A 22,964-nucleotide genomic window follows, 5' to 3' on the forward strand; every position below is an offset into this window, starting at 1 on the left:
ACAACATGAAAATCACCGCAATCAGAATACTACCTCCGTTTGCCATCTCCAGGCTGGGATCTGCGGCTGTTCCACAGGCACCGTATGATCTGAAAATACCTGCTGATCAGCCACTGGGATTCCGCGAAATGATCCCCGGGCCGGCTTATATGGTAGATCGTTCCACCGGCAAAATAAGCCTGGATGACACGAAGGAAATTATCTTCAAGGATGTCACAGACATCAATAACAAAAGTGGGAAAATACGCCCGGTAGCGCCCTTCCTGGATGTTTTTGCCATTACTGACCAGGACCCGAACATACTGCAGCCGTTGACCACCACACTGCTGGATCAGGCAGGCGTTTCGATAGATGGTATCTCCTGGCAAATCAGACTGGGCAACCTTAAAATCCAGCGCAGAACAGGTCATAATGATGATGCGATCTATGCAGAAGTAAAGATAAGCGGTCGTGATTTTGCACCTAAGCCGGTAGAAGGACGTTGTAATAATTTCATTTCGGGCAGGACACTACCGCTCGGCACCGTTCAATTCATTCAGCCTACCGCCGAATTCCCACAGATAAGGCTGCGTTACACGCCCGGACCAGGGAAGGTGTATGGCTGCTCCAGATACAGCATCAAAACAGAAGGACAGGCCGCTACCCTTGATCCCAATATTACTGATGACTCCCAGGTGATATACGATCCCACCAAGCCTTGGGCTACCTATAAAGAGGGACCAGCATTCAATCCCAACTACACCATGCCTGCACAGATATTCGCCGGTTATTCTGATAAAGATGGCAATCAGTGTAGCTGGGGATATATAGATGATGAATGTGATGGGCTGGTAAGGCTGGACATCGTGATCCCCGGCGGGTTTGTTGAATCGCAGGCTAAGATATGTGCCGGCCCTCCTGCTTTTGCGCCGGACATATTGCCAGTCCGTACCATCTCCGATGAACTGGAGCAGGTGCTGATGGGCAAAGACAGAGATGACAACGTACCCATTGATGAAGCGGAAGAAATTGTTCGTCGTGCGCTCGAATCCATCGTACTGATGAATACCAGTGTGATGAACGGAAACCCTATCAATGGCAGATGGAATGTGGCCAGCACCATGGTACGCCAGGACACCAATGATCTGGGACGGCTATACGAACCCATCATGGCCGATTCTCTGGTAGACAATCTCGCACTCCGCACCCTGCATGAAAGGGTGTTTAATGGCTTAAGCACCGGCATGGCAGCCTGGTTTGCCGATGCCTTGCGCAGACCGGATAAGATAGGTGACTTGTCTGATAAGGAAAGACGCAAAATGCCCGGACTCATGCGCGGCGCAGATGGACGTGCCCTCACGCTCACCTGGCGTATGATCAACACCGTTATCCAGGCTGCTGCCAATGCCCTGTTTTCAGATAATACCAGCGACCCCAAAGCGCCCTCTGGCAGCTCCATCAACAAGGATGATTTTCACGCGCAAATAAATTATCGTTCACCAGGCAATCCTTACAGCGTCATCCCACGGTCCGCGATATCCAACTGCTTCCCCGGACTGGAATCGGATTTCAGAAATATATGGATCAATATTTTCAGCGGTCTGGTGCTGAGTGAAAATGATAATTATGTTATCAGAGGAGCAACTCACGAAGGTAATATAGATGTCTCCGGGCGCCGGCTGGTAGGTATCAACGGAAAACCCACTATGGTAAAAGGAGAAGGTCCCGTATTTCCTGGTGGCGACAATGTGGCACTTGTTACTACCGACAATCCCAATGGCGCCGTATTCATGGAATGGTCAAACCTGATCGCCTCTCTTAACATAAAACAGGGAGATATTGTCAATCTTCAATTTACCCCGGAACCTGCCTGGTATCCTGTTCTGGTAACGGAAGACGAACTAAAGAAGGATACACAAAAGTACCCGGTATATACAGCCCAGATGGCTAAAGTCTTTACCGACCCCAAAGCGCAAGGTGCTGAAATCGATCCTTACCTCATCCTCAATCCGGGCGAACTTACCCGCGGTCTTTGTTCCCCCTGGCAAAACGACTACCGCGAATGCGCCTGTTACTACTGGGCTGCCACCCGTCCCGACTATGTGAATGTAGAACCAGGAGAGAACGGCCTCAGCAAAGGTGATATGTGGCTGGCTAAACGTCGTACAGGCGAATACGTGCCTGACAACCGGGTAGACACCAGGCTATTGTCGTATAATGATTTATTCCAGAACTGGGAAGGTGAACTCAACTTCATTGTCAAAGGGAAAGATGCGCTTACCAGTAGCGGAGCAACAGTGGTTGCCGGTCCCCCAATCTCAATGGACTTCGGTGTGGATGGAAAAATGGATGTAGGAACGATTGGGAAAGATGCAGTCATCGCCAGTGAAGCGACCACGATTAACAACCCTCAAAAGACCTTATGATGTCTGTCACTACTTCCATGTTAGACCATTCTTCTTTAAACACGATCGCCACTCAACTGGCGTCACAGATAGCCAGGCAGTCAATGCCTGGCTCTTCTCTGATACATATCATTTCCGGTGGTGACAAAACGCAGTTGCTGGTAACCAATGGCAGCCGCTTACATAAAATTACCACGGAAACGGAGCAACGTTTTAAACAGCTCATCGCACAGCAGGATGAAACAGCTATACAGCGGGAGCTGGTATCGATGGGCATTGATACCACACCGCTGATTGATGATGTACCCTTGAAAAGTCCGGATGTACATGCACTTTCACTGGCCATTGCTCAAAAGTGTAATATGGGCTGCACCTATTGTTATGCCGACCAGGGCGACTTTGGCGGGCCGGCCAAAAACATGCAGCTGGAAACAGCCCGACAATCCATCGATCTGTTGCTGAAAGATCGTGTGGCCGGAGATAAAGTTCAGGTCACCTTTCTGGGCGGCGAGCCACTGATCAACCGCAAGTCGCTGCGGGAAGCTACCGTTTATGCAGCGGAAACAGCTGCCAGGAAAAACGTACAAGTCAGCTTCTCCCTCACCACCAACGGCACCCTGCTCAAACCCGATGATGCCCTCTTCTTTGAAGAACATGGCTTTGCGGTAACGGTCAGTCTGGATGGTATTGGTGAGCAGCACGACAAACAACGTCCGATGAAAAACGGTACCGGCACCTACGCGCAGATCATAGAAAAGATACAGCCCTTGCTCACCCTCCAGAAGCGTATGCAGGTATCTGCCCGGGTAACGGTAACGCCTGCACAGCATCAGCTTCCGGACACCCTGATGGCATTCGTTAATATGGGTTTTCACAGCGTAGGGTTTTCTCCGCTGTTGCGCTCCTCCAACGGCCGCGATGAAATGACCGGAAGAGACCTGGAAAAGATGCTGGAAGAGATGATTGCCTGCGGACTGCTTTTTGAACAACACGTCATACAGGACAAACGTTTCCCCTTCCTCAATATGGTGAACGCTTTGAAGGAAATTGCCAAAGGCACTCACCGTCCCTATCCCTGCGGGGCCGGAGCCGGATATATGGGCGTATCCGCCGATGGAGGACTGTTTGCCTGTCACCGTTTTGTGAACGAGGAAGCCGGGAGCATGGGCAATATCCACGACGGTGTAGATGCAACACTGCAAAACAACTGGCTGGCATCAAGGCATGTACACCAGCAGTCACCCTGTAACAGCTGCTGGGCTAAATACCTGTGTGGCGGCGGCTGTCATCATGAGGTGCTGGAAAAAGGCCGGCATGCCTGCAACTATATACGGGGATGGTTACACTACACCATCCAGGCCCACGAAAGAATATCCCGGATGGCCCCGCAGTGGTATCGTTAAAAGCCATTTTACCTGCATGCACACCTACGACATACTCATTCTCGGCGCAGGTCCTGCGGGCACCTGCGCCGCTTTACGTTTGCTTTCCATGGGACATCGTGTAGCGATGATAGAACGTGAAACATTTCCCCGGCCGCAGATAGGGGAATCACTTTCTCCCGGCATCCGGAATATTTTTGATTACCTGGATGCCGCACCACTACTGCAACAGGACCACTGTTTACACCAGCTCCCTGCACAGGTTATCTGGAACAAACCGGAACCAGATATACAAGCCCGTGGCCATGGGTTGATGGTAGACCGTGGCCGCCTGGACAAAGCGCTGCTAGACCTTGCCGTAGCCCGGGGACTCATTTTATTTCAGCCCGCACGGTACGAAGGCAGTACCTACCAGGGAAATACCTGGCAGGTCACCATCCGGCATCTGAAGGGCGTACAAAATATTTCTGCACTATTCCTATTGGATGCCCGTGGTAGAAAAGGAATCCGGCTACAACAACGCCTGCTTACCGCTCCTCCTATGCTGGGCATGTGGGCCTATACCAGCGCTGATAGCATGCCCGCCGCCACCTGCGTGGAAGCAGTCCCCCATGGCTGGTTGTGGGGCTCTCCCCTGCATGACGGCCGTTATAGAATCCTGGCCTTTGCCGATCCGCAGTGGGTTCGGCAACAAACTGCTATACAGGCTTATCATCAGCTACTGGAGAAAGCCCAGCTGTTTCAACCAGCTCTTGATAAAGGCTTGCTATCATCCCTACAAACCTGTAACGTCTTCAGCTACATACACCAGCAGCCATGGCTGCATAACCGCATACAGCTCGGAGAAGCAGCCTTCGCCATCGATCCGCTTTCTTCTACCGGCGTGGAGAAAGCCATGCGCCTTTCTATGCAGGCAGCCATTGCCATCAATACCATTCTGAAAAAAGGAACCACCGAACTGGCACAGGAATTTTATGAAAGCCGGTTAATAACAGCAGCCGTTAATCATACCAGATGGACAACACAGTACTATGCGGAAGCATGGCCCGGCCCAACTTACCCCTTCTGGAAATCAAGAGCAGCCATGCCGGTTTTAAAGCAACCGCCCACCCACTTCGCCGCCCAACTGGAAACATCAATGACACAATACGATCATCGTCCATTATCATCTCCTGAACAAAAAACAGTTGTCCCGCAAGCGCTGGCCTATCTATGGCATAAAAAAATGCATCTCTCTTCAGCCATCTCCTATAAACAAACACCCTGCGTAATCGATAACTGTGTGGAACTAAAAACAGCCATACATCATCCCAATCTGGAGCAAGAAATTGCCTTCCTGGGTAATAATGACATACTACCGCTTATCCAGGTGGCAAAAGAGACCGATAATTTCGGGCAGCTGGTATTAAGATGGAAACAGATGGTCCCTCCCGAATTAGCTGCTCAAATGGTGATATTACTCTGGGAGAAACAGATTCTCTGCGAAGACTGAGGCCCTGGCAACTATCATTATTCTAATACATATATTTGTCATCATCGCCTGCGTTACTACCCCGCTGCGCTTTTCAAAATCAAAGGAACTATTTCACAAGATTGCACAATCATTCAAAACGGACTTACCTGCCCCAGGAAGATCTGCAAACGATAATAGCAGCCCAAACAGGCAAGGACGTACCCTTTACAGGTACGTCCTTTATTTACATGTTTATTTCCATCAACCAATAATCGGGAACCCGTGACTAGTTACCAACAGCCTGAGCAACATTCACATAACCCCATCCCAGTTTGGAATTTCTGTTAGGATAATTGCTGGCAGCACGTTTCATTCTCGCTACAATGCTGTCTTTCGGATAGCTGGGATATTTACTCCATACCAGTGCCGCAATACCTGCTGCGCTGGCAGTTGCCACAGAAGAGCCACCTACAGTGTTAGGATCATTACCGGTAGCAGTAGTCGTGAGTGGATTTCTGCGGGTGCCGTTTTTTTCCATGATAACGGTAAAGGCTACCTGTGAACCGGTGTGGCAGTCTTCACAAGCTGTAGTAATACTTTCCGTAACACCTGTCACCGCCAGTACGGAAGGCAGGTAAGCAGGATATACCACACCCAGCAAAGGACCGAAAAAGGAGTTGCTGGTACCAGCAGCACAGAACAGCAGTTTACCTTTGTTGCTGGCATAGTTCACGGCGTCTGTGATCTGGCCTGCTTCGAAGATGGTGCCCATGCTCATGCTGATGATCTTCACAGCAGCATTGTCACCGCCTAATACATAAGCGTCCGAAATACCCTGCGTTGATTCAGACGACAAAATCACCACATTTTCTGCTGCATGAACCGTCAGCAGGTTACAGTTGTAGGCAATACCTGCACTACTGCCATTCACTCCTCTGGGTGCCGCAATAACGCCTGCCATCTTGGTTCCGTGTCCACATACGTCTGCGGGTGTTCCTCCTGGATAGGTTGCAATTTTTTCTATGGTTCTACCGCTGGAAACACCCTGATTAAAAGCGCTGCCCAGGTTGGCCTGATCGGGGCTAACACCGGTATCTATCAACATCACTTTTACATTACTGCCGGTAGATTGGGTCCATGCCTGCGGAATACCTTGCAGTACATAGTTCCAGGACTGTTTGGCTCCAGGCGTAATATTAACATAGTCTGATCCCTCTACCAGAGAGGGTTTAGGCAGATTAGCATCACAACCAAAAGTAAGCAGATTGGATTCTGTGAACGGACCAGACCGCCCCTTCGCTAACTGGCCATCATTCATATATTTGGCATAGCTGGAAGGTTCGGCATAACGTACCAGTCCGGATGCACGCAATGCCTTTACAGTAGACAAATGGCTGGCTTTCACATAAAATACAGGCAGTTTGGAAGCCTCATAGGTAATGAGGGATTTGACACTCGCCCCCGTAGCTTTTTCATTATCCAGGATCAGGTTTAAAACGTTTTGTCTCGCAGTGGTCCAGGATTCGCTATGGATATCTATTTTGTCAATAGTTGCCTCCAGGTTGCTCACACCGGCTGCCTGGTAACCGACTGCTAAAACACTATCTCCCTGTACCAGGGCACTCCATAGTGCCTTATCGTCTACCATTTTCCAGTTGAAACGGCTATTCTGGCGGAGTTGTTCATTTACCAATGCATTGATGGCAGATTTTGGCATTACTTCTTTGGGGTTTTCCTGGACACGGCCCGGGTTCAAAGGCGCTTCCTGTCTGTTACAGGAAACAACGACAGCGACAAGAATACAGGCTGCAAAAAAGTTGGAGTTTTTCATGAATAAATTTTAAGGTAAACAAAGTTTTAAAATGGAATAATCAGAGGTTTTTCAATCATCGTGTTAATGGAAATATAAGAGATGCCTGGGTTACAACGTTGACATTATATAAGGATATGAAGTTCGTTGAGGGAATAATATCATCTGAATAAATACTCCTATATACCTTATAGTAGTTCTAATTTAGTAAACATATTTAATCCGAAAAAAAAATTAAGATTGACACAACATCAAAAGTAGTAATATCACTTACGGTCAGTGAAACGACAGCTCAGCAAGAACACCTGATACACAATACTGTCGGGTATTCGCACCTACAGCTCCATTCCTGTCAATTAATTTATTTCCGTTATCCATAAATTAATTTCAATGTGGAAATAAGGTAATTTTTATGGCAGAAAATAAAATTATAATTAATTTCCCGTCTGCTGCTAAACCTTATGCTGCAATGCTCTCCCCCATTTGATTCATTCAGCAACTTATTGACCGCAGCATCTCTGAAACCCTTTTACATCATCCAATCTTTATCAATGACCTTGCCCTCTTTAACCCATAACAAAAAAGACATCTCCAGATCACTGCGTTTGTTTAAATATCTGCAGCCTTACTGGGCTACCATCGCAGCAGGCCTGCTATTCCTGGTCACTTCAAGTCTGGCCGGACTGGCGTTCCCTGAGATGCTAGGACGCTTAATCGATGCCAGCAAACAGGACAATATGCGTTCTATCAATGTAACGGGCCTCATATTACTGGGATTGTTAACCATCCAATCTATCAGCTCTTTTTTCAGGACCTTTCTCTTTGTAAAAGCTGCGGAAAAGGCGCTGGCCACATTGCGGCAAACCATATACAATCACCTGATTCAGCTGCCCATGCATTTTTTCCTTACCCGGCGGGTGGGAGAACTGAACAGTAGAATATCTTCAGACATCACGCTGCTACAGGAAACATTCACCACCACCCTGGCCGAATTTATCCGTCAGCTGCTAACCATCGTCGGTGGGCTCATCTTTCTCATGCTCACTTCTATCAACCTTACTATATTCATGCTGGCCATACTGCCTGTGATGGTGATCGTTGCCGTAATCTTCGGACATTCTATCCGGCACTTCTCCAAAAAGGTGCAGGACCAGATAGCCGCTTCCAGTACGGTGGTAGAAGAAACACTGCAGGGTATTTTCAGTGTAAAGGCTTTTGCAAATGAATTCAGAGAGATGAGACGTTACCGGGAAAGGACCGATGAAGCAGCAAACATCGGCATTCAAAACGGGAAATACCGCGCTGCCTTATCCTCCTTTGTCATCATGGGTATTTTCGGCGCACTGGTGGCCGTCATCTGGAGAGGCGCCATCATCGGGCTGGATACCGGCAAACTATTCTCCTTTGTTTTATATTCTGTTTTCATCGGCAGCTCCATCGGCAGCCTGACAGAAATATATGCTTCCCTGCAAAAAAGCATCGGTGCTACCGAAAACCTTTTTGCTATACTTGATGAACCAGCCGAACCGCTGTTACCTGTCAGCAGCATCGCTCCCGAAGATATATTGCAGGGAAACATCAGTTTCAGGAATGTCTCCTTCAGTTATCCCGGCAGAGAGGATATACCCGTTCTAAAGAAGATGTCCCTTCATGTCAATGCCAACCAGAAAGTGGCGCTGGTAGGCCCCAGCGGGGCCGGCAAGAGTACGATCGTATCCTTACTGTTACGCCTGTACGATACTTCCGGAGGACATGTCTACTTTGACAACAAGGATAGTCATCAGTTCCCTTTGTCAGCGCTCCGCTCCCAAATGGCCACCGTACCACAGGATGTGTTTCTGTTTGGCGGCACCATCCTTGAAAATATAGCCTATGGCAAAGAAGACGCCACTGAAGATGAAATCATTGAAGCTGCAAAAAAAGCTAATGCCTGGGAGTTTATAGAACGCCTCCCTATGGGTCTCCATACCATAGTGGGTGAAAGAGGTATGCAGCTCTCCGGCGGGCAACGTCAGCGTATTGCCATCGCGCGTGCTGTATTGAAAGAACCACGTATACTCATTCTTGATGAAGCTACGTCCGCCCTCGACGCAGAGTCCGAAAAGCTCGTTCAGGACGCTCTGAATAAATTAATGGAAGGTCGCACCTCTATTGTAATTGCGCACCGGCTCGCCACTATCCGGCAGGCTGATAAAATCATCGTAATTGACAAAGGTACTATCGTAGAAGAAGGTACACATCACGAACTCGTCAACATCGACTATGGCCTGTATCGGAATTTGTGTGAAATGCAGTTCACGCAATAATCATATACGTTTCAAAACAAAAATTGATTGGCAGCTGCCTTGACAACGATCAGTGGTGTATTAATCTTTTCTTCAATTGTATAGTCTATGGATAACTCTTCCGGCCTACAGTTCGCCGGCAACTCCTTACCTGAGTTCATTCATAGGGTTACATCAGAAAGTTTCAAGTCTGTTTTGAAGTTCCACACCCAACCGCTGGAAGCCACGTTTGAAGGGTTTAAAAGAACTGGTTTGGTGATGCAGGCTTATGTAAGGCAGCAAAAGGAAACATTTTCCCAAAACAGCATTCCCCTTCAACAGCGAAGCCCCCGGTATATACACCAGGGGGCTTCTCTCTTATGACGGGGTCATTATTTCAATCCTATTCCGGTATCACCCTGTGACAGGTCTCCGGTATCGTAGCCTTTTTTAAACCAGAACATTCGTTGTTCAGAAGTACCATGTGTAAAGGCGTCCGGCACTACACGGCCCATACCGGCCTGTTGCAGTTTATCGTCACCCACTGCACTGGCGGCGTTCAGTCCGGATTCAATATCACCGGCCTCCAGGATGTTACGCATTTTCTGTGCGTGATTGGCCCAGAGTCCTGCGAGGAAGTCGGCCTGCAGTTCCAGTTTCACAGACAGCTTGTTGTACTCTTTTTCACTCAGCTGGCTGCGCATAGCCTGTACTTTACGGCTGATGCCCAGCAGATTTTGTACGTGGTGGCCTACTTCATGCGCAATCACATAGGCTTTGGCAAAGTCACCTTTCACGCCAAAACGCTGTTCCAGCTCTTTGAAGAAGGATACGTCCAGATATACCATTTTATCTGCAGGACAATAAAACGGCCCCATCGCCGATTCAGCAGCACCACAGCCTGAAGTGGTAGCATCGGTAAACAATGCCATTTTAGGTGGCACATACCGCATATTCATACTTTTGAATTCTTCCTGCCATACATCTTCTGTGCTGGCCAGTATTTTAGAAGAAAACAATTCAATAGCAGAGGCATTTTCCTTGGTCAGTTTTTCAGCCTGCTCGGTCTGACCGGGGCCTTGTACCTGCTGGAGTACCTGATTTACCTGATTAGGGTCCTGTTTAAACAACAGTGCCAGCACGATTACAATGACGCCGCCGATACCGCCGCCAATCAGTGTACGCGTTCCGCCACCGGAACGCTTCTCGACATTGTCACTTAATCTTTCATCATCCAAACGCATAGACAGTTAGGGTTTAGTGGTTTTAATTGTAACCCGAAAATACATTTTTACGGGATAATTCCTAGCATAGACAACAGGAAGAGCCCACTGTTAAACAAAAGTTGATTTTGCCCGTTTAAAAGAATAAACCACTTTCATCATGAAAATACAACAGATACTACTCAACGACAGACCGAAAGGGATGCCCTCCTCTGATACATTTAAGACAGTAAGCGCTGAGCTCCCTGCGCCCGTCGAAGGGGAAGTACTGGTAAAGCCCGTATACTTTTCCGTAGATCCTTATTTGCGCGGCAGGATGCAGGATGAAAAATCCTATATACCGCCTTTTAAAATACAGGAACCGATAGAAAGCGGCGGAGTAGCCGCAGTAGTCGAAAGTAAAGATACCCGCTTCCGGGAAGGCGACCTGGTAATGCCTTCCAATGGTAAGAACTTCTTCCCTTGGGCAACGGCTTGTATCTTCTCTGGTGATCATCTGCGTAAAATTGATAGTAGCATCCCACCCACCTACTACCTGGGCGTGATGGGTATGCCCGGCCTGACCGCGTATTTTGGACTGATGGACATAGGCAAGCCCAAAGCCGGCGAAACAGTGGTGATATCCGGTGCTGCCGGCGCTGTTGGTCTGGTAACCGGGCAGATAGCCAAAATACAGGGTTGTCGCGTGGTGGGCATCGCCGGCGGTGCGGAGAAGGTACAAATGCTAACCGACGAATTTAATTTCGATGCTGCCATCGACTACAAAAACAATCCGGACATGACAGCCGCTATTGGTGCCGCCTGTCCCAACGGTGTAGACATCTATTACGATAATGTAGGCGGAGAGATCTCCGATGCAGTGATGTATCACCTGAACCCTTTTGCCCGTATACCGGTATGTGGACAAATAGCGCTTTACAACAGCACTGAAATACCCATGGGACCGCGTGTACAGCCTACACTTATCAAGTTCAGCGTTTTAATGCAGGGCTTTACCATCGGCAACTATGCAGCCCGCTATCAGGAAGGCATCAAACAACTGGGTGAATGGGTAAAAACTGGAAAAATAAAATTCACCGAAACGATCGTAGAAGGTTTTGATCAGCTGCCTACTGCCCTGCTGGGATTATTTTCCGGCAAAAACAGTGGTAAGATGATTGTGAAAGTGTAAATTTAGGTATGACAAAAGCTGTTGTTCACACACGTATAAAAAAAGTAACGGCAGCCGGTGTTACAAACACCGAAGATATACTGGCTGCCGAAGAGCCACTGGAGATAAGACTGATACATGGCCCTACCCATAACCGCCGTCAGCAGAACATTGCTGTTACTATGCGCACACCTGGCCAGGATAAGGAACTGGCCACTGGTTTCCTGTTCACAGAAGGTATCATCCCACAGGTCGCCGACATACATCAAATCACCTTGTCGGATACTACCAACGGAAGCGTAGCTACTGTTTTCCTGAAGGAACAGGCCATCCCTTCTCTCGACCATAGTCAGCGTAATTTTCAGGCCACCGCCGCCTGCGGCGTATGTGGTAAATCTTCCATCACGGATATTCATACAGGCGTACCCGTTAACAGCGGTAAAACCCGGCCTCATTTTCCGGCCGAACTCCTTTATCCGCTACCACAGCAACTGAGAGAGCAACAAGCGATATTCAGGCATACCGGCGGACTGCACGCTGCGGCCCTTGTTAACCAGGAAGGACAAATCGTTTTGTTGCATGAAGATATTGGCCGGCACAATGCTGTCGATAAAATCATCGGCGCCGCCCTGGAACAACGGTTACCCCTGCACGAAAGCCTGCTCTTATTGAGTGGCCGGGCCGGTTTTGAACTTATCCAGAAAGCTGCCATGGCCGCCATTCCAGTAATTGCTGCTATCGGCGCCCCCTCCGGCATGGCCGTAAAAATGGCCGCTGCCTGGAACATAACCCTGATAGGTTTTTTAAAGGAAGAGCGGTTTAATATTTATACTTAAAAACCGACCTTCGCACATCAGGAGAGTCAGTAAAATCAAATAAATCAGCGGTTGCGGTTATGGAAGAAAATCCGGTAAAATTCACAGGGCTTAAGTTAACCAAGCCTCCTACAGTAGCGGCAGGTATTCCAGCCGTATGGTCCAGTATGAAACATATCCTGGAGGCGATGAATGCCTTCCGGGGTACAAAAGCTTTACTGCAGTTAAACCAGAAACATGGTTTTGACTGTCCGGGCTGTGCCTGGCCGGATCCTGACGATGAGCGCTCTCCAATTGCTGAATACTGTGAAAACGGTGCCAAGGCCATCGCTGAAGAAGCCACCACACGGAAACTGGGCCCGGCCTTCTTTGCGGCCAACAGCGTGGCTTCCCTGGGAGAGCTGACAGATTATGAAATCGGTAAAAAAGGAAGGATTGCCCAACCCATGTATCTGGCCCCGGGCGCAACACATTATACTGCTGTTTCGTGGAAAGACGCCTATGGTAAAATTGCCGATCATCTCAGGCAGCTGGAATCTCCGGACCAGGCAGTCTTTTACACATCAGGCCGTACCAGCAACGAAGCAGCATTCCTTTATCAGCTGATGGTACGGGAATATGGAACCAACAATCTGCCTGACTGCTCCAATATGTGCCATGAGTCCAGCGGCGTAGCCCTCGGAGAGGCCGTAGGCATAGGCAAAGGCTCTGTGACCCTCGAAGATATCCATCAGGCTGAGGTGATTATCATTCTTGGACAAAATCCAGGGACTAATCATCCGCGGATGCTTACAGCACTGCAGAAAGCCAAAGAAAACGGCGCTACTATTATCGCAGTCAACCCACTAATGGAAACGGGTCTGCTCAACTTCCTCAATCCGCAAACGGTGAAAGGCATGTTGCAGATGAAAGCCCCGCTTACCGATATATTCCTGCAAGTAAAGATCAATGGGGATATGGCCCTGTTGAAAGCCATTACACTGCTATTGCTGGAAGAAGAAGAAAAAAATCCGGGGACAGTATTCGACAACGCTTTCATCGCCGAGCAAACTACCGGATACGATACATATATCTCCCATCTGCGGCAACATCGGCTGGCCGATCTGGCGCAGGCCTGCGGCATTTCACCTGAGCAGATCCGTGAAGCCGCCGCGGCCCTGCTGCACAAAACTAAAATCGTTGCCTGCTGGGCAATGGGACTCACACAACATAAAAACGCCGTAGATACGATCCGCGAGATTGTCAACCTATTGCTGCTCAAAGGCAGTATCGGCAAACCAGGCGCCGGCACCTGCCCGGTGCGCGGTCATAGTAATGTTCAGGGCGACAGAACTATGGGTATCTATGAAAAACCAGCGCCTGCCTTCCTCCAAAAACTGGAAACAGTATATGGCTTTAAACCTCCGCAGCATCATGGTTATGATGTAGTGAATGCCATCCATGCCATGTATAAGGGAGATGCCAAAGTATTTATTGCCATGGGGGGCAATTTCCTGTCAGCGACTCCTGATACCACCTATACGGCAAAAGCGCTGCGCAATTGCGACCTTACCGTACACGTCTCTACGAAGCTCAACCGCAGCCACATTGTCCATGGCCGCGAAGCATTAATCCTTCCCTGCCTCGGCCGAAGCGACAAAGATATCCAGCAGCAGGAAACCCAGTTTGTGACCTGCGAAAACTCCATGGGTGTAGTACAGATGTCAAAAGGTAGTCTTCAGCCAATATCCGACCATCTGAAAAGCGAACCCCTGATCGTTTGCGAACTGGCACAAGCATTGCTAGGATCTCAAAGTAAAGTACCCTGGCAACAGTACGCTTTGCATTACGACTATATCCGGAATGCTATCGAACAGGTGATTCCAGGCTTTGAGAATTATAACAAACGCGTAAGAAATCCGGGAGGCTTTTATCTCCCCAACGGGTCCAGAGTGGGTAAGTTTAATACCAATACCGGCAAAGCTAATTTTAATGTGGCCGATGTGCCGGAAAACCCACTTGGGCCGGACGAATTCATGATGATGACCATACGCAGCCATGATCAGTTCAATACAACTATCTATGGCCTGGACGATCGTTATAGAGGAGTACGCAGCGAACGCAGGGTGATCTTTATGAATCCGGAGGATATACGCAGCAGTGGATTCTCTGCCGGGCAAACGGTAGACCTCTATAACTACCACGGGCAAACGGAAAGAGCAGCTTATGGTTTCATTATCGTGGCCTATAATATACCTGAAAGGTGCACGGCCACCTATTTTCCCGAAACCAATGTACTGGTGCCGGTAAACACAGTAGCCGATAAGAGCAATACGCCGGTATCCAAGGGAGTCATTATCAAAATAAAATCATCTACCATCAACAACAAAATATGAGACCAGTAGTATGGCAAGCCGCCAAATGGCCTGCAACGGAATTTCTGTCAGTAAAACATCATGAGCACAACAGGCAGGCAAACGGCACCATCAATGGCTGCCTCGACGGACAGCCATTCAGCATTCAGTACGAAATCGAAATCACTACTGACTGGAAAGTATCGTCCTTTTTTATCCGGCGCAATGGTATAGAATCCACAGAATTAAAGCTGACATCCGATCTTAACGGCCATTGGTTTGATAAAGACGGAAATCATGTAGATGCTTTTGACAACTGTATAGATATCGATATATCTCTCACTCCTTTTACCAATACATTACCTGTTCGCCGGCTGAATTTTGAAAAAGGTGAGAAAAAGACGCTCCATATGCTTTACATTAAATTGCCGGAGTTTGAGTTGCAGAAATTAACACAGTACTATACCAAACTGGACAACCGTTTGTACCTGTACGAAAACCCGGTCAGTGGCTTCCGCGCAGAGCTTCCGCTCGATGAGCATGGTATTGTAAAGGATTATCCTGGTATTTTTACCCGCATTTACTAATCGTTTCCAGACATTATAACGGAATACCGGCGACCAGCTCTTCTATGATCACGGCTGCCGGTAATTCTCTGGCCATTTGTGCGGCTTGTCCGGCATACATCACAATAAAATCCGAGTTATCCTGTTCTTTGGCCAGCTTGCGCGCTGGTTGTGTCAGTGCATCCTGAACAGGATAGGAATTTATTTCCAGCCCCGATGCTTCTATACTATCCATCAACACATTCGGGATCCCCCTCGCCCATCGGCCGGAGAACGCTCTGGTCAGACGTGTGCCGGTATCAGCAATACCAGACAACATCGCCTTATGATGAGGAGTAGCCGCACTCTCTTGACATTTCAGAAACACACTACCACATTGCACACCTGCTGCCCCCAGACTAAACGCCGCGGCGATACTGCGCGGATCGGATATCCCACCTGCCGCTATAACGGGCAGGCTTATACGATCAGCCATCTGTGGTACCAGTGCCATAGTACCTACCTGGGGCAAAGGGCCTTCCAGGAAACTACCACGATGACCACCCGCTTCGATCCCCTGCGCTACAATCACATCTACTCCTGCTTTCTCCAATATCTGTGCTTCCGCAACAGAGGTGGCAGTACCTATCAGCTTACAATGATGCGCTTTTAACGTAGCGATACCCGCGGCATCAGGTACTCCAAAAGTGAAGCTCACCAGAGAAACCCCTTCCGCCAGCAAGGCTGGCAGTTGCTCCCGGTACGAATAGATCCTGATATCTTCATACACAACAGGGGCTGTTATCAAATGATGGGACTTGTATAAAGTAAGCAGCCACTGCTGCATCTTCTGAAAAGCAGTCGGATTGTCCAATGCAGGTTCCTCGTAGGTAAACAGGTTCACTGCAAATGGTTTGGAGGTCATTGTTTTCACTTCCCGTATAAGTGCCGTCACTCTTTCGGGAGGCAATCCACCCACAGGAAGCGATCCCAGCCCGCCTGCATTACTTACCGCGGCTACCATTGCAGGTGTGGTGATCCCCAGCATAGGAGCCTGTACAAAGGGATAACGGATATTAAGCAGTGTTGTAAGTCTGTTTGATTCCATATGTAATGTTTTTCCGTTTAACAATTATCAGAAGAAACTCAGGAAAGCCGGCGCTCTTAATGCTGATACATCAAACCTGAAATCTACCACCGTCGTGATTTCCAGCAATCCTTTTTTCATGGGGGCCGGCGCATTAGGGAAATAATACCCTGACACCTTGATGGTATTCAACGACAGGTTTTCATTTTTTATACGGAAACCACCACCCACACCAAGATAGATGGGATTCGTCAGCAGATTATCGTTTTTGGCTGTAAGCATCGAAGCCTCCAGCGAAGCAAAGAAGTTGAATTTAAAACCGAGAAACCTGAGCGGACTGTAATATACTGTTTCAGAGCCCATGTTTAAGCGCTGGTATCCATTCAGTTTGGTGTTCCGGTAGCCCCAGATACCATTGTCCATATTAATGTTCAGTCTCTTGTAGAAAAACGGATTGGGACTTTCCAGGAAATCTATGTTCAGGAACTGACGGAAGCGGGCTTTCCTGACAGTAAAAAGACGGCTGTAGTATTCCACACGGCCATGTATAACTGCGTCTTCCAGAGATCCGCCCTGCCAGAAGGTACTCGCACCTACCGTCGTATTAAAAAGGCCTTGCCTTCTGGTGGTCCAGTATTTCTGGGCTTCCAGACCGCTATATAACCGGCGCCGGTCTTTCCAGGTTTCCCAACCCGTGGTGGCATTTAAGGTATACCCCAGCGGAATATCCTCTGTTCTGCCAAAGCCGAAGAACTGGTGCGCTTTAAAGTAATCCACCCGGTACACCTGGAGCTGCAACAGGTAGTAACGATGGTCATTATATACCGGGTCCTCCTTAAAACGTTCCTGTTCCGGCATCCTGGAAAAATTGAGGTTATAGTGCCGGAACAGCACCGCAAAGTTGGGCTTATTGCCAATAGTGCCGTTAAGCGTGTAGTTATTGATAAAGTTGTATCCTATCCAGCCATCGAAGACGGTATAACGGTAATCCCTGTAAAGACTGTCTTCTGCCTGTGGTTCAGCTCCGTGTATATTGATAGACCAGTTGTTGGCCAGGGTAAGACCACCTACCCATTTGGCTGCATTACGGTACAGTGGCCTGTTCAGGCTTAGGAACATCGTTCCCTCATACACATTGGTATCCAGTGGTGTAGTATTATTGAGGGTTGAATATCCTACATTCAGATCGATAAAGGTACCCAGTAGATTGTATTTGGTATAACGTGCTTCCGTGTTCCAGGTTGGAGTATAGTCACTGCGCCACTGGAAGCCTGCCTGCAGTCCCTGTCCGGCTCCCAGCAGGTCGTTATTGGAGACCCTGGCTTTGATATTCGTTGCACTAAACTGAGACAGGTCTACCCCGTATTCGAATACATCCTTGGTAATAACCTCTACATCTACTGAATCTGAAGTAGGATCGGAAACCCTCACATGTATACGGGCATCGGAAATAAAAGGGCGGTTACGCAGATAACGTTCATTGTCGGCCATTTCGAAGGGATCCAGCCGGGTGCCCTCCCGGAAAAAAAGAGACTGGCGGATCACCCATTCCTTAGAGTCGAAATGCAGACGATTCGCCAGATGTATCAGTTTCATGCTGGTGGTAAAAGTGGTATCGTTGATATTACGGGGACCAAATACTTTTACTTTCCGATAGTAGATACTCCGGATCACTTTTCCCACAAAAGGGGTAAAATATGCCTCACTTTTGATGATAGCGCTGTCGGAATCCTCGATCTTCTGCTCAACATCCTGTTTGGTGATGCGCCTGATAAAGGATTGACGATATTCCTTGTTACGGAGGGAATCCCGGTATTCCCCGATCTTTTTCATCAGGCCATTCCCTTTTTTAGGGACGGTATCGGCAACGGGTTTGTCCTGAAAGCTGGCCATACTGGCAAATACGGCCTGGTGCCAGCACAGTAGCCAGCAGGTAACAGCCATAGTAGTTAATATTTTCAAGTCCGTCTTCAATGTTCGCCACTGGTGGCAAGTATATTAAAAAAAAACCGTATTGCCTGTAATGCAATTATTGTACAGACCGGGAATAATAATTGTAATGAAGACGCTGGATAAGGAAGATTGTTACAATCTCTTTAAAACTCTTTTTATGTTGCGTTGGGCATTAATATTCTTTATCGTGGCCATTGTGGCAGCCATCTTCGGGTTTGGTGGTATTGCTGAGGACGCGGCATCCATTGCCAAGATACTTTTCTTTATTTTCCTTGTTCTCTTTATCCTCTCCTTCATCACAGGGATGCTGAGGAAATAAAACAAAAAAGCAGGGATGATACCATCCCTGCTTTTTTTATTTTACAATGCTGGTTTCCCAGCCGTCATATTCTGCATTTACTTGATGGGCCAGTTCCCAGAGGCTCATGACCACACTATCGATAGTGGCCTCACTGGCTTTATCGGAGCGGGATATACATAACCTGAAGGGGAATTCCGGATTGTCCGCTTTAAGGTCATGGGCTATGACAAAACCATTCTCCCTGATATGTTCCCAGTAGGCCGTTTTGTCTTCTTCCGTCCTGAAATGTATCCAGTGTTCGATAGGACGCTCCCGCTCAGACATATCTCCATGCTGACGCAGCATACGCAACACTTTCCTGTTCTGTATCCGCTGGAACTCATATACGTCCGGGAAGAGGAAATCGAAGTAGAGTTCCCAGTTATTGTCCTCTTTTACCCCGTAGTCATAACGATAGTCCGGGTAATTGATCATTGCATCGGCAATGAATTTATCATGCAGCAATGTATTGCCTGTATAAAAATAGAAATCACGTACACCATTTGAAAAGGTACGGCCCACAAAATGCGCATCCAGTTTGGTTGTTAGCTGTTCCACCAGGCTGTCCTCTATTTCTCCCATGATGGCAAATTCATCATTCTGTGGAAATCCGTCTTCTCGCGGATTATTCAGATACACCGTAATATATATAGCATTCGGCTTCTCCTTCAATGGTGCAAATCGTCTCAGATCCAGGTCAAGGCCTATTACTGCTGGACTTTCTTCAATATGGCACGTGTAAATATCCCAGTCCGGTCGGTAATCCTTATGCATATAAAAAAATTAAAATAACGCAACAGCTGGCTGTAAAGATACGACCCTATCCGTTACCATTGAAATGATAAACAAATTATCTGGGCTTTTTTATCCCCAAAAATTAACGTATGATTTTCTCCGTTAGCCCGTTTATCTAATCCTATCCCAGCAGTGGCTTAACACTATTTAACACTCGTGGATTTCCAGGCACACTTTCTCCCAAACCCTTGCCTACAAACAATTCTGCGAAATTCTGAAGTTGAAACATGTTACTGTAAAGGATTTCATCACGCCTTTCATCCTAAAAAAATGATTTTCTATCCTCATAAAAAGTAAATTTACCGCCGCTATAAATAGTTGGACGCTAGTAACAGAAATTATGAGAAAAGTTGTATTACTCCTGACAGGATGGATGGTTTTGTTTAACCTAACATTGATGGCCCAGCAACCCGGCGGAAAAAATCCCGTGGCCAATACCGGATCGATCTATGGCAAACTACAGGACGCACAAACCGGCAAACCCGTTGAATACGCCTCTGTAGCAATTTTACGCCCAGACTCTTCCGTGCTCACCGGTATGCTCTCCAAACCTAACGGGGATTTTAACTTTGATAATCTTACCATCGGAAAATATATACTGAAGATTAACTTCATCGGTTATGAAGTGTTTTTCAAGCCCGTACAGCTCAGTGGTAAAACCACAACCATGGATGCCGGCAATATCAAACTGCATCCCAATGTAAAATCGCTTGCAGCCGTTAATGTAGTAGGCGAGAAACCCGCCTTTACCATGGCAATCGATAAAAGAGTGTTTAACGTAGAGAAGAACCTCGCCAGCATAGGCGGTACTGCTACTGATGTACTCAAACAGGTGCCTTCCGTGAGTGTTGACATCGATGGCAACGTGAGCGTACGAAACGGCGCCCCTACCATCTTTGTAGATGGCCGGCCTACCACGCTTACACTCGACCAGATTCCCGCTGATGCCATCGCTAATATTGAAGTGGTGACTAACCCTTCCGCCAAATATGATGCAGAAGGCATGAGTGGCATCCTCAATATCGTCCTGAAAAAAAATAAAAAAGCAGGTATCAACGGTCAGCTTAGTGCAGGCGTTACCTCCCTCGGTAGCACCAATACCGGTATTGACTTTAACCTCAGACAAGAGAAGTTCAACTTCTTCATCAACTATGGTACGCGCAACCGCAAATCTCCCATGACCAGCCGTACCTTTAGAAAAAATATCGGCAGAGATACCACCAACTACACCGAACAACTGCAGGACGGCGATTTCTACCGTAACTTCCAGACCGGCCGCATCGGCTTCGACTGGTTCGTCGACAACCGTAATACCATTACCATTTCCGAAGGCATCACCGGCGGTAACTTCAACCGCTACAATGATCAGACACAAAACGAACTGGACATCAACCGCGAACTGGTACGGTATGGCACCGGCATTAACAATAGCAAAAACGGCTTCCGCAACTATACCACCCAGCTGGGGTACAAACATACTTTCGCCCGCGAAGGTGAAGAGCTGACCGCCGACTTCACCTACAACTACGCAACCAGTGATAACAGTTCCGAATATTCCCTTCAGTATTTTAACCTGAAAGGTGACAGCATCTTCAGTCCGATTAAGCCGCAGAACCGCTATGGTAGCGGTGATGGTAAAACAACTTATATCACCGGGCAGCTCGACTATATAAGACCACTTACCGAAAAGTCCAAAATAGAGATGGGATTACGTACCAACACCCGCAGATTCGATAACTTCACCAATACTTTCGGACAGAACTATCCCAGTGGCAATTTTACGATAGACTCTGCGCTGTCCAACAACTACCACTACCAGGAACAGATCAACGCCGGTTATGTAAGTTACACAGGGGCCCATTCCAACTTCGGCTACCAGGTAGGCTTAAGGGCCGAACAGTCCAACTACTCCGGCGAAACCCGCTTCGGACAAAAGGATTCCTACAAGATCAATTATCCGATCAGCCTGTTCCCTAGTATATTCCTGTCTCAGAAACTGAAAGGCGATCATGAGTTCCAGCTCAACTACAGCCGTCGCATCCGCCGGCCCTGGTTCAGAGATCTCCTGCCTACTATCGACTACTCCGGACAGAATGCCAGCCGTGGTAATCCCGACCTCCGTCCCGAGTTCACCAACTCCTTTGAATTGTCCTACCTGAAAGACTTTGCCCATAAGCACAATATCCTGGTGTCATTGTATTATCGTAACACCGACAACGCCATCACAGATTTTTATGTAGATACCACCCTTAACCTGAACGGACAAACGCAAAGGGTGCTGCTGTCTTATCCGATCAATGCCAGCACACGCAATTCCTATGGTGCAGAGTTTACGATCCGCAGCCAGATCACCAAAGCCTGGGACCTGACAGCCAACTTCAACCTGGCCCAGACTAAGATCACAGCCAGCAACCAGGGTGATAATCTGACCAATCAGGGCTTTACCTGGTTTGGTAAACTGAACAGTAATACCAAACTACCATGGAATCTTACCCTGCAGATTACAGGTGAGTATGAGTCCCGTCAGATCCTTCCCCAGGGCGAAAGGAAACCTCAATACTCCATTGATGCAGGCATCAAAAAGGATATGCTGAAAAACAAAGCACTGTCTGTATCGCTGACATTGAATGATATCTTTAATTCAGACCGTAACCTCAGTTACACTACCACTGCGTTTTCAGAACAGGAAAACTATCGCAAGCGTCTTACCCGCGAGCTGCGCCTCAACGCCACCTGGCGCTTCGGTAAGATGGACTACAATCTGTTTAAACGGAAAAACAACAAGTCCGGAAAAGAAAGCGGTAATGATATGGGCGGTGGTGAAAGAGAATAATCGTACATCATTCTTTATAATACAAGGGCGCAAGGGTTCAAAAAACCTTTGCGCCTTTGTCGTTTTTATCTTTGCATAAGATCCGCGAACTTTTTCTACATTCGTCTTCACAAACCAACTTCATGGACTCTATTTATCATACTATTACCCTGCGTTTTCTGGCAGAACCGTCAGATGTTAATTTCGGCGGCAAGGTGCATGGCGGCTCCGTTATGAAATGGATTGACCAGGCAGGATATACCTGTGCAGCCAACTGGAGCGGACAATATGCAGTAACCGTGTACGTGGGCGGTATACGTTTCTTCAAACCTATCGCTATCGGCGACCTCGTGGAAATCAACGCATCTATTATCTATACCGGCAATACCAGTATGCACATCTCTATTGATGTTTTCGCCGGCAATCCGCGTCAGCAGCAAAAGCAGAAGACCACTCACTGTGTGATGGTTTTTGCAGCAGTAGATGATCAGGGTAAAACGGTAGCGGTGCCCAAGTGGACACCGCGTACCGAAAATGAGATTAAAATGGAGACCTATGCTAAAAAACTGATGGACCTCCGTAAAGATATTGACGAAGAGATGAAACCTTATATGTAGA

Annotated in this window: 16 protein-coding genes; 11 read left to right on the top strand and 5 right to left on the bottom strand. The window is 47.9% G+C overall.

Annotation, left to right across the window (positions count from 1 at the left end):
- The first annotated feature begins 5 nt into the window (after window positions 1-5).
- Genes DF182_RS30125 through qhpG form a run of 3 tightly spaced genes read left to right on the top strand, consistent with a single transcriptional unit; the run spans window position 6 to window position 5,258 of the window.
- Window positions 6-2,405: a hypothetical protein gene (locus DF182_RS30125; protein ID WP_211327249.1), complete on the top strand. Its 2,400-nt coding sequence runs from the start codon at window positions 6-8 to the stop codon at window positions 2,403-2,405.
- Window positions 2,402-3,787, top strand: coding sequence for a radical SAM/SPASM domain-containing protein (locus DF182_RS30130; RefSeq protein WP_245957605.1), 1,386 nt, complete (start codon window positions 2,402-2,404; stop codon window positions 3,785-3,787). The genes DF182_RS30125 and DF182_RS30130 overlap by 4 nt, the downstream gene beginning before the upstream one ends.
- A complete protein-coding gene (gene qhpG, locus DF182_RS30135) occupies window positions 3,699-5,258 on the top strand; it encodes a flavin-dependent monooxygenase QhpG (protein WP_161964318.1) in 1,560 nt (519 codons plus the stop codon). Before DF182_RS30130 ends, qhpG begins: the two co-directional genes overlap by 89 nt.
- A 247-nt stretch (window positions 5,259-5,505) precedes the next feature.
- On the opposite strand, the gene DF182_RS30140 is transcribed toward qhpG, so the two are convergent.
- On the bottom strand, window positions 5,506-7,050 hold the full coding sequence (locus DF182_RS30140) for a S8 family serine peptidase (protein ID WP_113619465.1): 1,545 nt from the start codon (window positions 7,048-7,050) through the stop codon (window positions 5,506-5,508).
- 530 nt (window positions 7,051-7,580) lie between these two features.
- Between DF182_RS30140 and DF182_RS30145 the strand changes: the two genes are divergently transcribed.
- Window positions 7,581-9,335, top strand: a complete 1,755-nt coding sequence (locus DF182_RS30145) for an ABC transporter ATP-binding protein (protein ID WP_113619466.1) — start codon at window positions 7,581-7,583, stop codon at window positions 9,333-9,335.
- Between the two features lie 350 nt (window positions 9,336-9,685).
- Here DF182_RS30145 and ypfJ read toward each other — a convergent pair whose 3' ends face one another.
- Complete coding sequence (ypfJ, locus tag DF182_RS30155) at window positions 9,686-10,537, bottom strand: KPN_02809 family neutral zinc metallopeptidase (RefSeq protein ID WP_113619468.1); 852 nt, start codon at window positions 10,535-10,537, stop codon at window positions 9,686-9,688.
- Window positions 10,538-10,676: 139 nt separating this feature from the next.
- On the opposite strand from ypfJ, the gene DF182_RS30160 reads away from it, so the two are divergent.
- Genes DF182_RS30160 through DF182_RS30175 form a run of 4 tightly spaced genes read left to right on the top strand, consistent with a single transcriptional unit; the run spans window position 10,677 to window position 15,401 of the window.
- Window positions 10,677-11,687, top strand: a complete 1,011-nt coding sequence (locus DF182_RS30160; RefSeq protein WP_113619469.1) for an NADP-dependent oxidoreductase — start codon at window positions 10,677-10,679, stop codon at window positions 11,685-11,687.
- A gap of 8 nt (window positions 11,688-11,695) precedes the next feature.
- Window positions 11,696-12,502 (top strand): formate dehydrogenase accessory sulfurtransferase FdhD, encoded by an 807-nt coding sequence (fdhD, locus tag DF182_RS30165; protein ID WP_113619470.1) that lies wholly within the window; start codon window positions 11,696-11,698, stop codon window positions 12,500-12,502.
- A gap of 59 nt (window positions 12,503-12,561) precedes the next feature.
- On the top strand, window positions 12,562-14,856 hold the full coding sequence (locus DF182_RS30170) for an FdhF/YdeP family oxidoreductase (protein ID WP_113619471.1): 2,295 nt from the start codon (window positions 12,562-12,564) through the stop codon (window positions 14,854-14,856).
- Window positions 14,853-15,401: a putative glycolipid-binding domain-containing protein gene (locus tag DF182_RS30175; protein ID WP_113619472.1), complete on the top strand. Its 549-nt coding sequence runs from the start codon at window positions 14,853-14,855 to the stop codon at window positions 15,399-15,401. Before DF182_RS30170 ends, DF182_RS30175 begins: the two co-directional genes overlap by 4 nt.
- A 13-nt stretch (window positions 15,402-15,414) precedes the next feature.
- Here DF182_RS30175 and DF182_RS30180 read toward each other — a convergent pair whose 3' ends face one another.
- Both DF182_RS30180 and DF182_RS30185 read right to left on the bottom strand, forming a co-directional pair.
- Window positions 15,415-16,467: an NAD(P)H-dependent flavin oxidoreductase gene (locus DF182_RS30180; protein ID WP_113619473.1), complete on the bottom strand. Its 1,053-nt coding sequence runs from the start codon at window positions 16,465-16,467 to the stop codon at window positions 15,415-15,417.
- A gap of 27 nt (window positions 16,468-16,494) precedes the next feature.
- A complete protein-coding gene (locus DF182_RS30185) occupies window positions 16,495-18,390 on the bottom strand; it encodes a BamA/TamA family outer membrane protein (protein WP_113619474.1) in 1,896 nt (631 codons plus the stop codon).
- Between the two features lie 166 nt (window positions 18,391-18,556).
- Here DF182_RS30185 and DF182_RS30190 point away from each other — a divergent pair, with 166 nt between their 5' ends.
- On the top strand, window positions 18,557-18,718 hold the full coding sequence (locus DF182_RS30190; RefSeq protein ID WP_113619780.1) for a DUF1328 domain-containing protein: 162 nt from the start codon (window positions 18,557-18,559) through the stop codon (window positions 18,716-18,718).
- Window positions 18,719-18,754: 36 nt separating this feature from the next.
- On the opposite strand, the gene DF182_RS30195 is transcribed toward DF182_RS30190, so the two are convergent.
- Window positions 18,755-19,513, bottom strand: a complete 759-nt coding sequence (locus DF182_RS30195) for a DUF695 domain-containing protein (protein ID WP_113619475.1) — start codon at window positions 19,511-19,513, stop codon at window positions 18,755-18,757.
- 361 nt (window positions 19,514-19,874) lie between these two features.
- Here DF182_RS30195 and DF182_RS30200 point away from each other — a divergent pair, with 361 nt between their 5' ends.
- Window positions 19,875-22,367, top strand: a complete 2,493-nt coding sequence (locus DF182_RS30200) for a TonB-dependent receptor (protein WP_113619476.1) — start codon at window positions 19,875-19,877, stop codon at window positions 22,365-22,367.
- A gap of 122 nt (window positions 22,368-22,489) precedes the next feature.
- Window positions 22,490-22,963: an acyl-CoA thioesterase gene (locus DF182_RS30205; RefSeq protein WP_113619477.1), complete on the top strand. Its 474-nt coding sequence runs from the start codon at window positions 22,490-22,492 to the stop codon at window positions 22,961-22,963.
- Window position 22,964 lies beyond the last annotated feature (1 nt).

This window comes from Chitinophaga flava, assembly GCF_003308995.1.
Taxonomy (GTDB): domain Bacteria; phylum Bacteroidota; class Bacteroidia; order Chitinophagales; family Chitinophagaceae; genus Chitinophaga; species Chitinophaga flava.

Excerpts from the sequence above, each read along its gene's own strand:
- DF182_RS30125 (WP_211327249.1), top strand. The coding sequence starts at position 6 with ATGAAAATCACCGCAATCAGAATACTACCTCCGTTTGCCATCTCCAGG.
- DF182_RS30130 (WP_245957605.1), top strand. The coding sequence starts at position 2,402 with ATGATGTCTGTCACTACTTCCATGTTAGACCATTCTTCTTTAAACACG.
- qhpG (WP_161964318.1), top strand. The coding sequence starts at position 3,699 with ATGCCTGCAACTATATACGGGGATGGTTACACTACACCATCCAGGCCC.
- DF182_RS30140 (WP_113619465.1), bottom strand. The coding sequence starts at position 7,050 with ATGAAAAACTCCAACTTTTTTGCAGCCTGTATTCTTGTCGCTGTCGTT.
- DF182_RS30145 (WP_113619466.1), top strand. The coding sequence starts at position 7,581 with ATGACCTTGCCCTCTTTAACCCATAACAAAAAAGACATCTCCAGATCA.
- ypfJ (WP_113619468.1), bottom strand. The coding sequence starts at position 10,537 with ATGCGTTTGGATGATGAAAGATTAAGTGACAATGTCGAGAAGCGTTCC.
- DF182_RS30160 (WP_113619469.1), top strand. The coding sequence starts at position 10,677 with ATGAAAATACAACAGATACTACTCAACGACAGACCGAAAGGGATGCCC.
- fdhD (WP_113619470.1), top strand. The coding sequence starts at position 11,696 with ATGACAAAAGCTGTTGTTCACACACGTATAAAAAAAGTAACGGCAGCC.
- DF182_RS30170 (WP_113619471.1), top strand. The coding sequence starts at position 12,562 with ATGGAAGAAAATCCGGTAAAATTCACAGGGCTTAAGTTAACCAAGCCT.
- DF182_RS30175 (WP_113619472.1), top strand. The coding sequence starts at position 14,853 with ATGAGACCAGTAGTATGGCAAGCCGCCAAATGGCCTGCAACGGAATTT.
- DF182_RS30180 (WP_113619473.1), bottom strand. The coding sequence starts at position 16,467 with ATGGAATCAAACAGACTTACAACACTGCTTAATATCCGTTATCCCTTT.
- DF182_RS30185 (WP_113619474.1), bottom strand. The coding sequence starts at position 18,390 with ATGGCTGTTACCTGCTGGCTACTGTGCTGGCACCAGGCCGTATTTGCC.
- DF182_RS30190 (WP_113619780.1), top strand. The coding sequence starts at position 18,557 with ATGTTGCGTTGGGCATTAATATTCTTTATCGTGGCCATTGTGGCAGCC.
- DF182_RS30195 (WP_113619475.1), bottom strand. The coding sequence starts at position 19,513 with ATGCATAAGGATTACCGACCGGACTGGGATATTTACACGTGCCATATT.
- DF182_RS30200 (WP_113619476.1), top strand. The coding sequence starts at position 19,875 with ATGAGAAAAGTTGTATTACTCCTGACAGGATGGATGGTTTTGTTTAAC.
- DF182_RS30205 (WP_113619477.1), top strand. The coding sequence starts at position 22,490 with ATGGACTCTATTTATCATACTATTACCCTGCGTTTTCTGGCAGAACCG.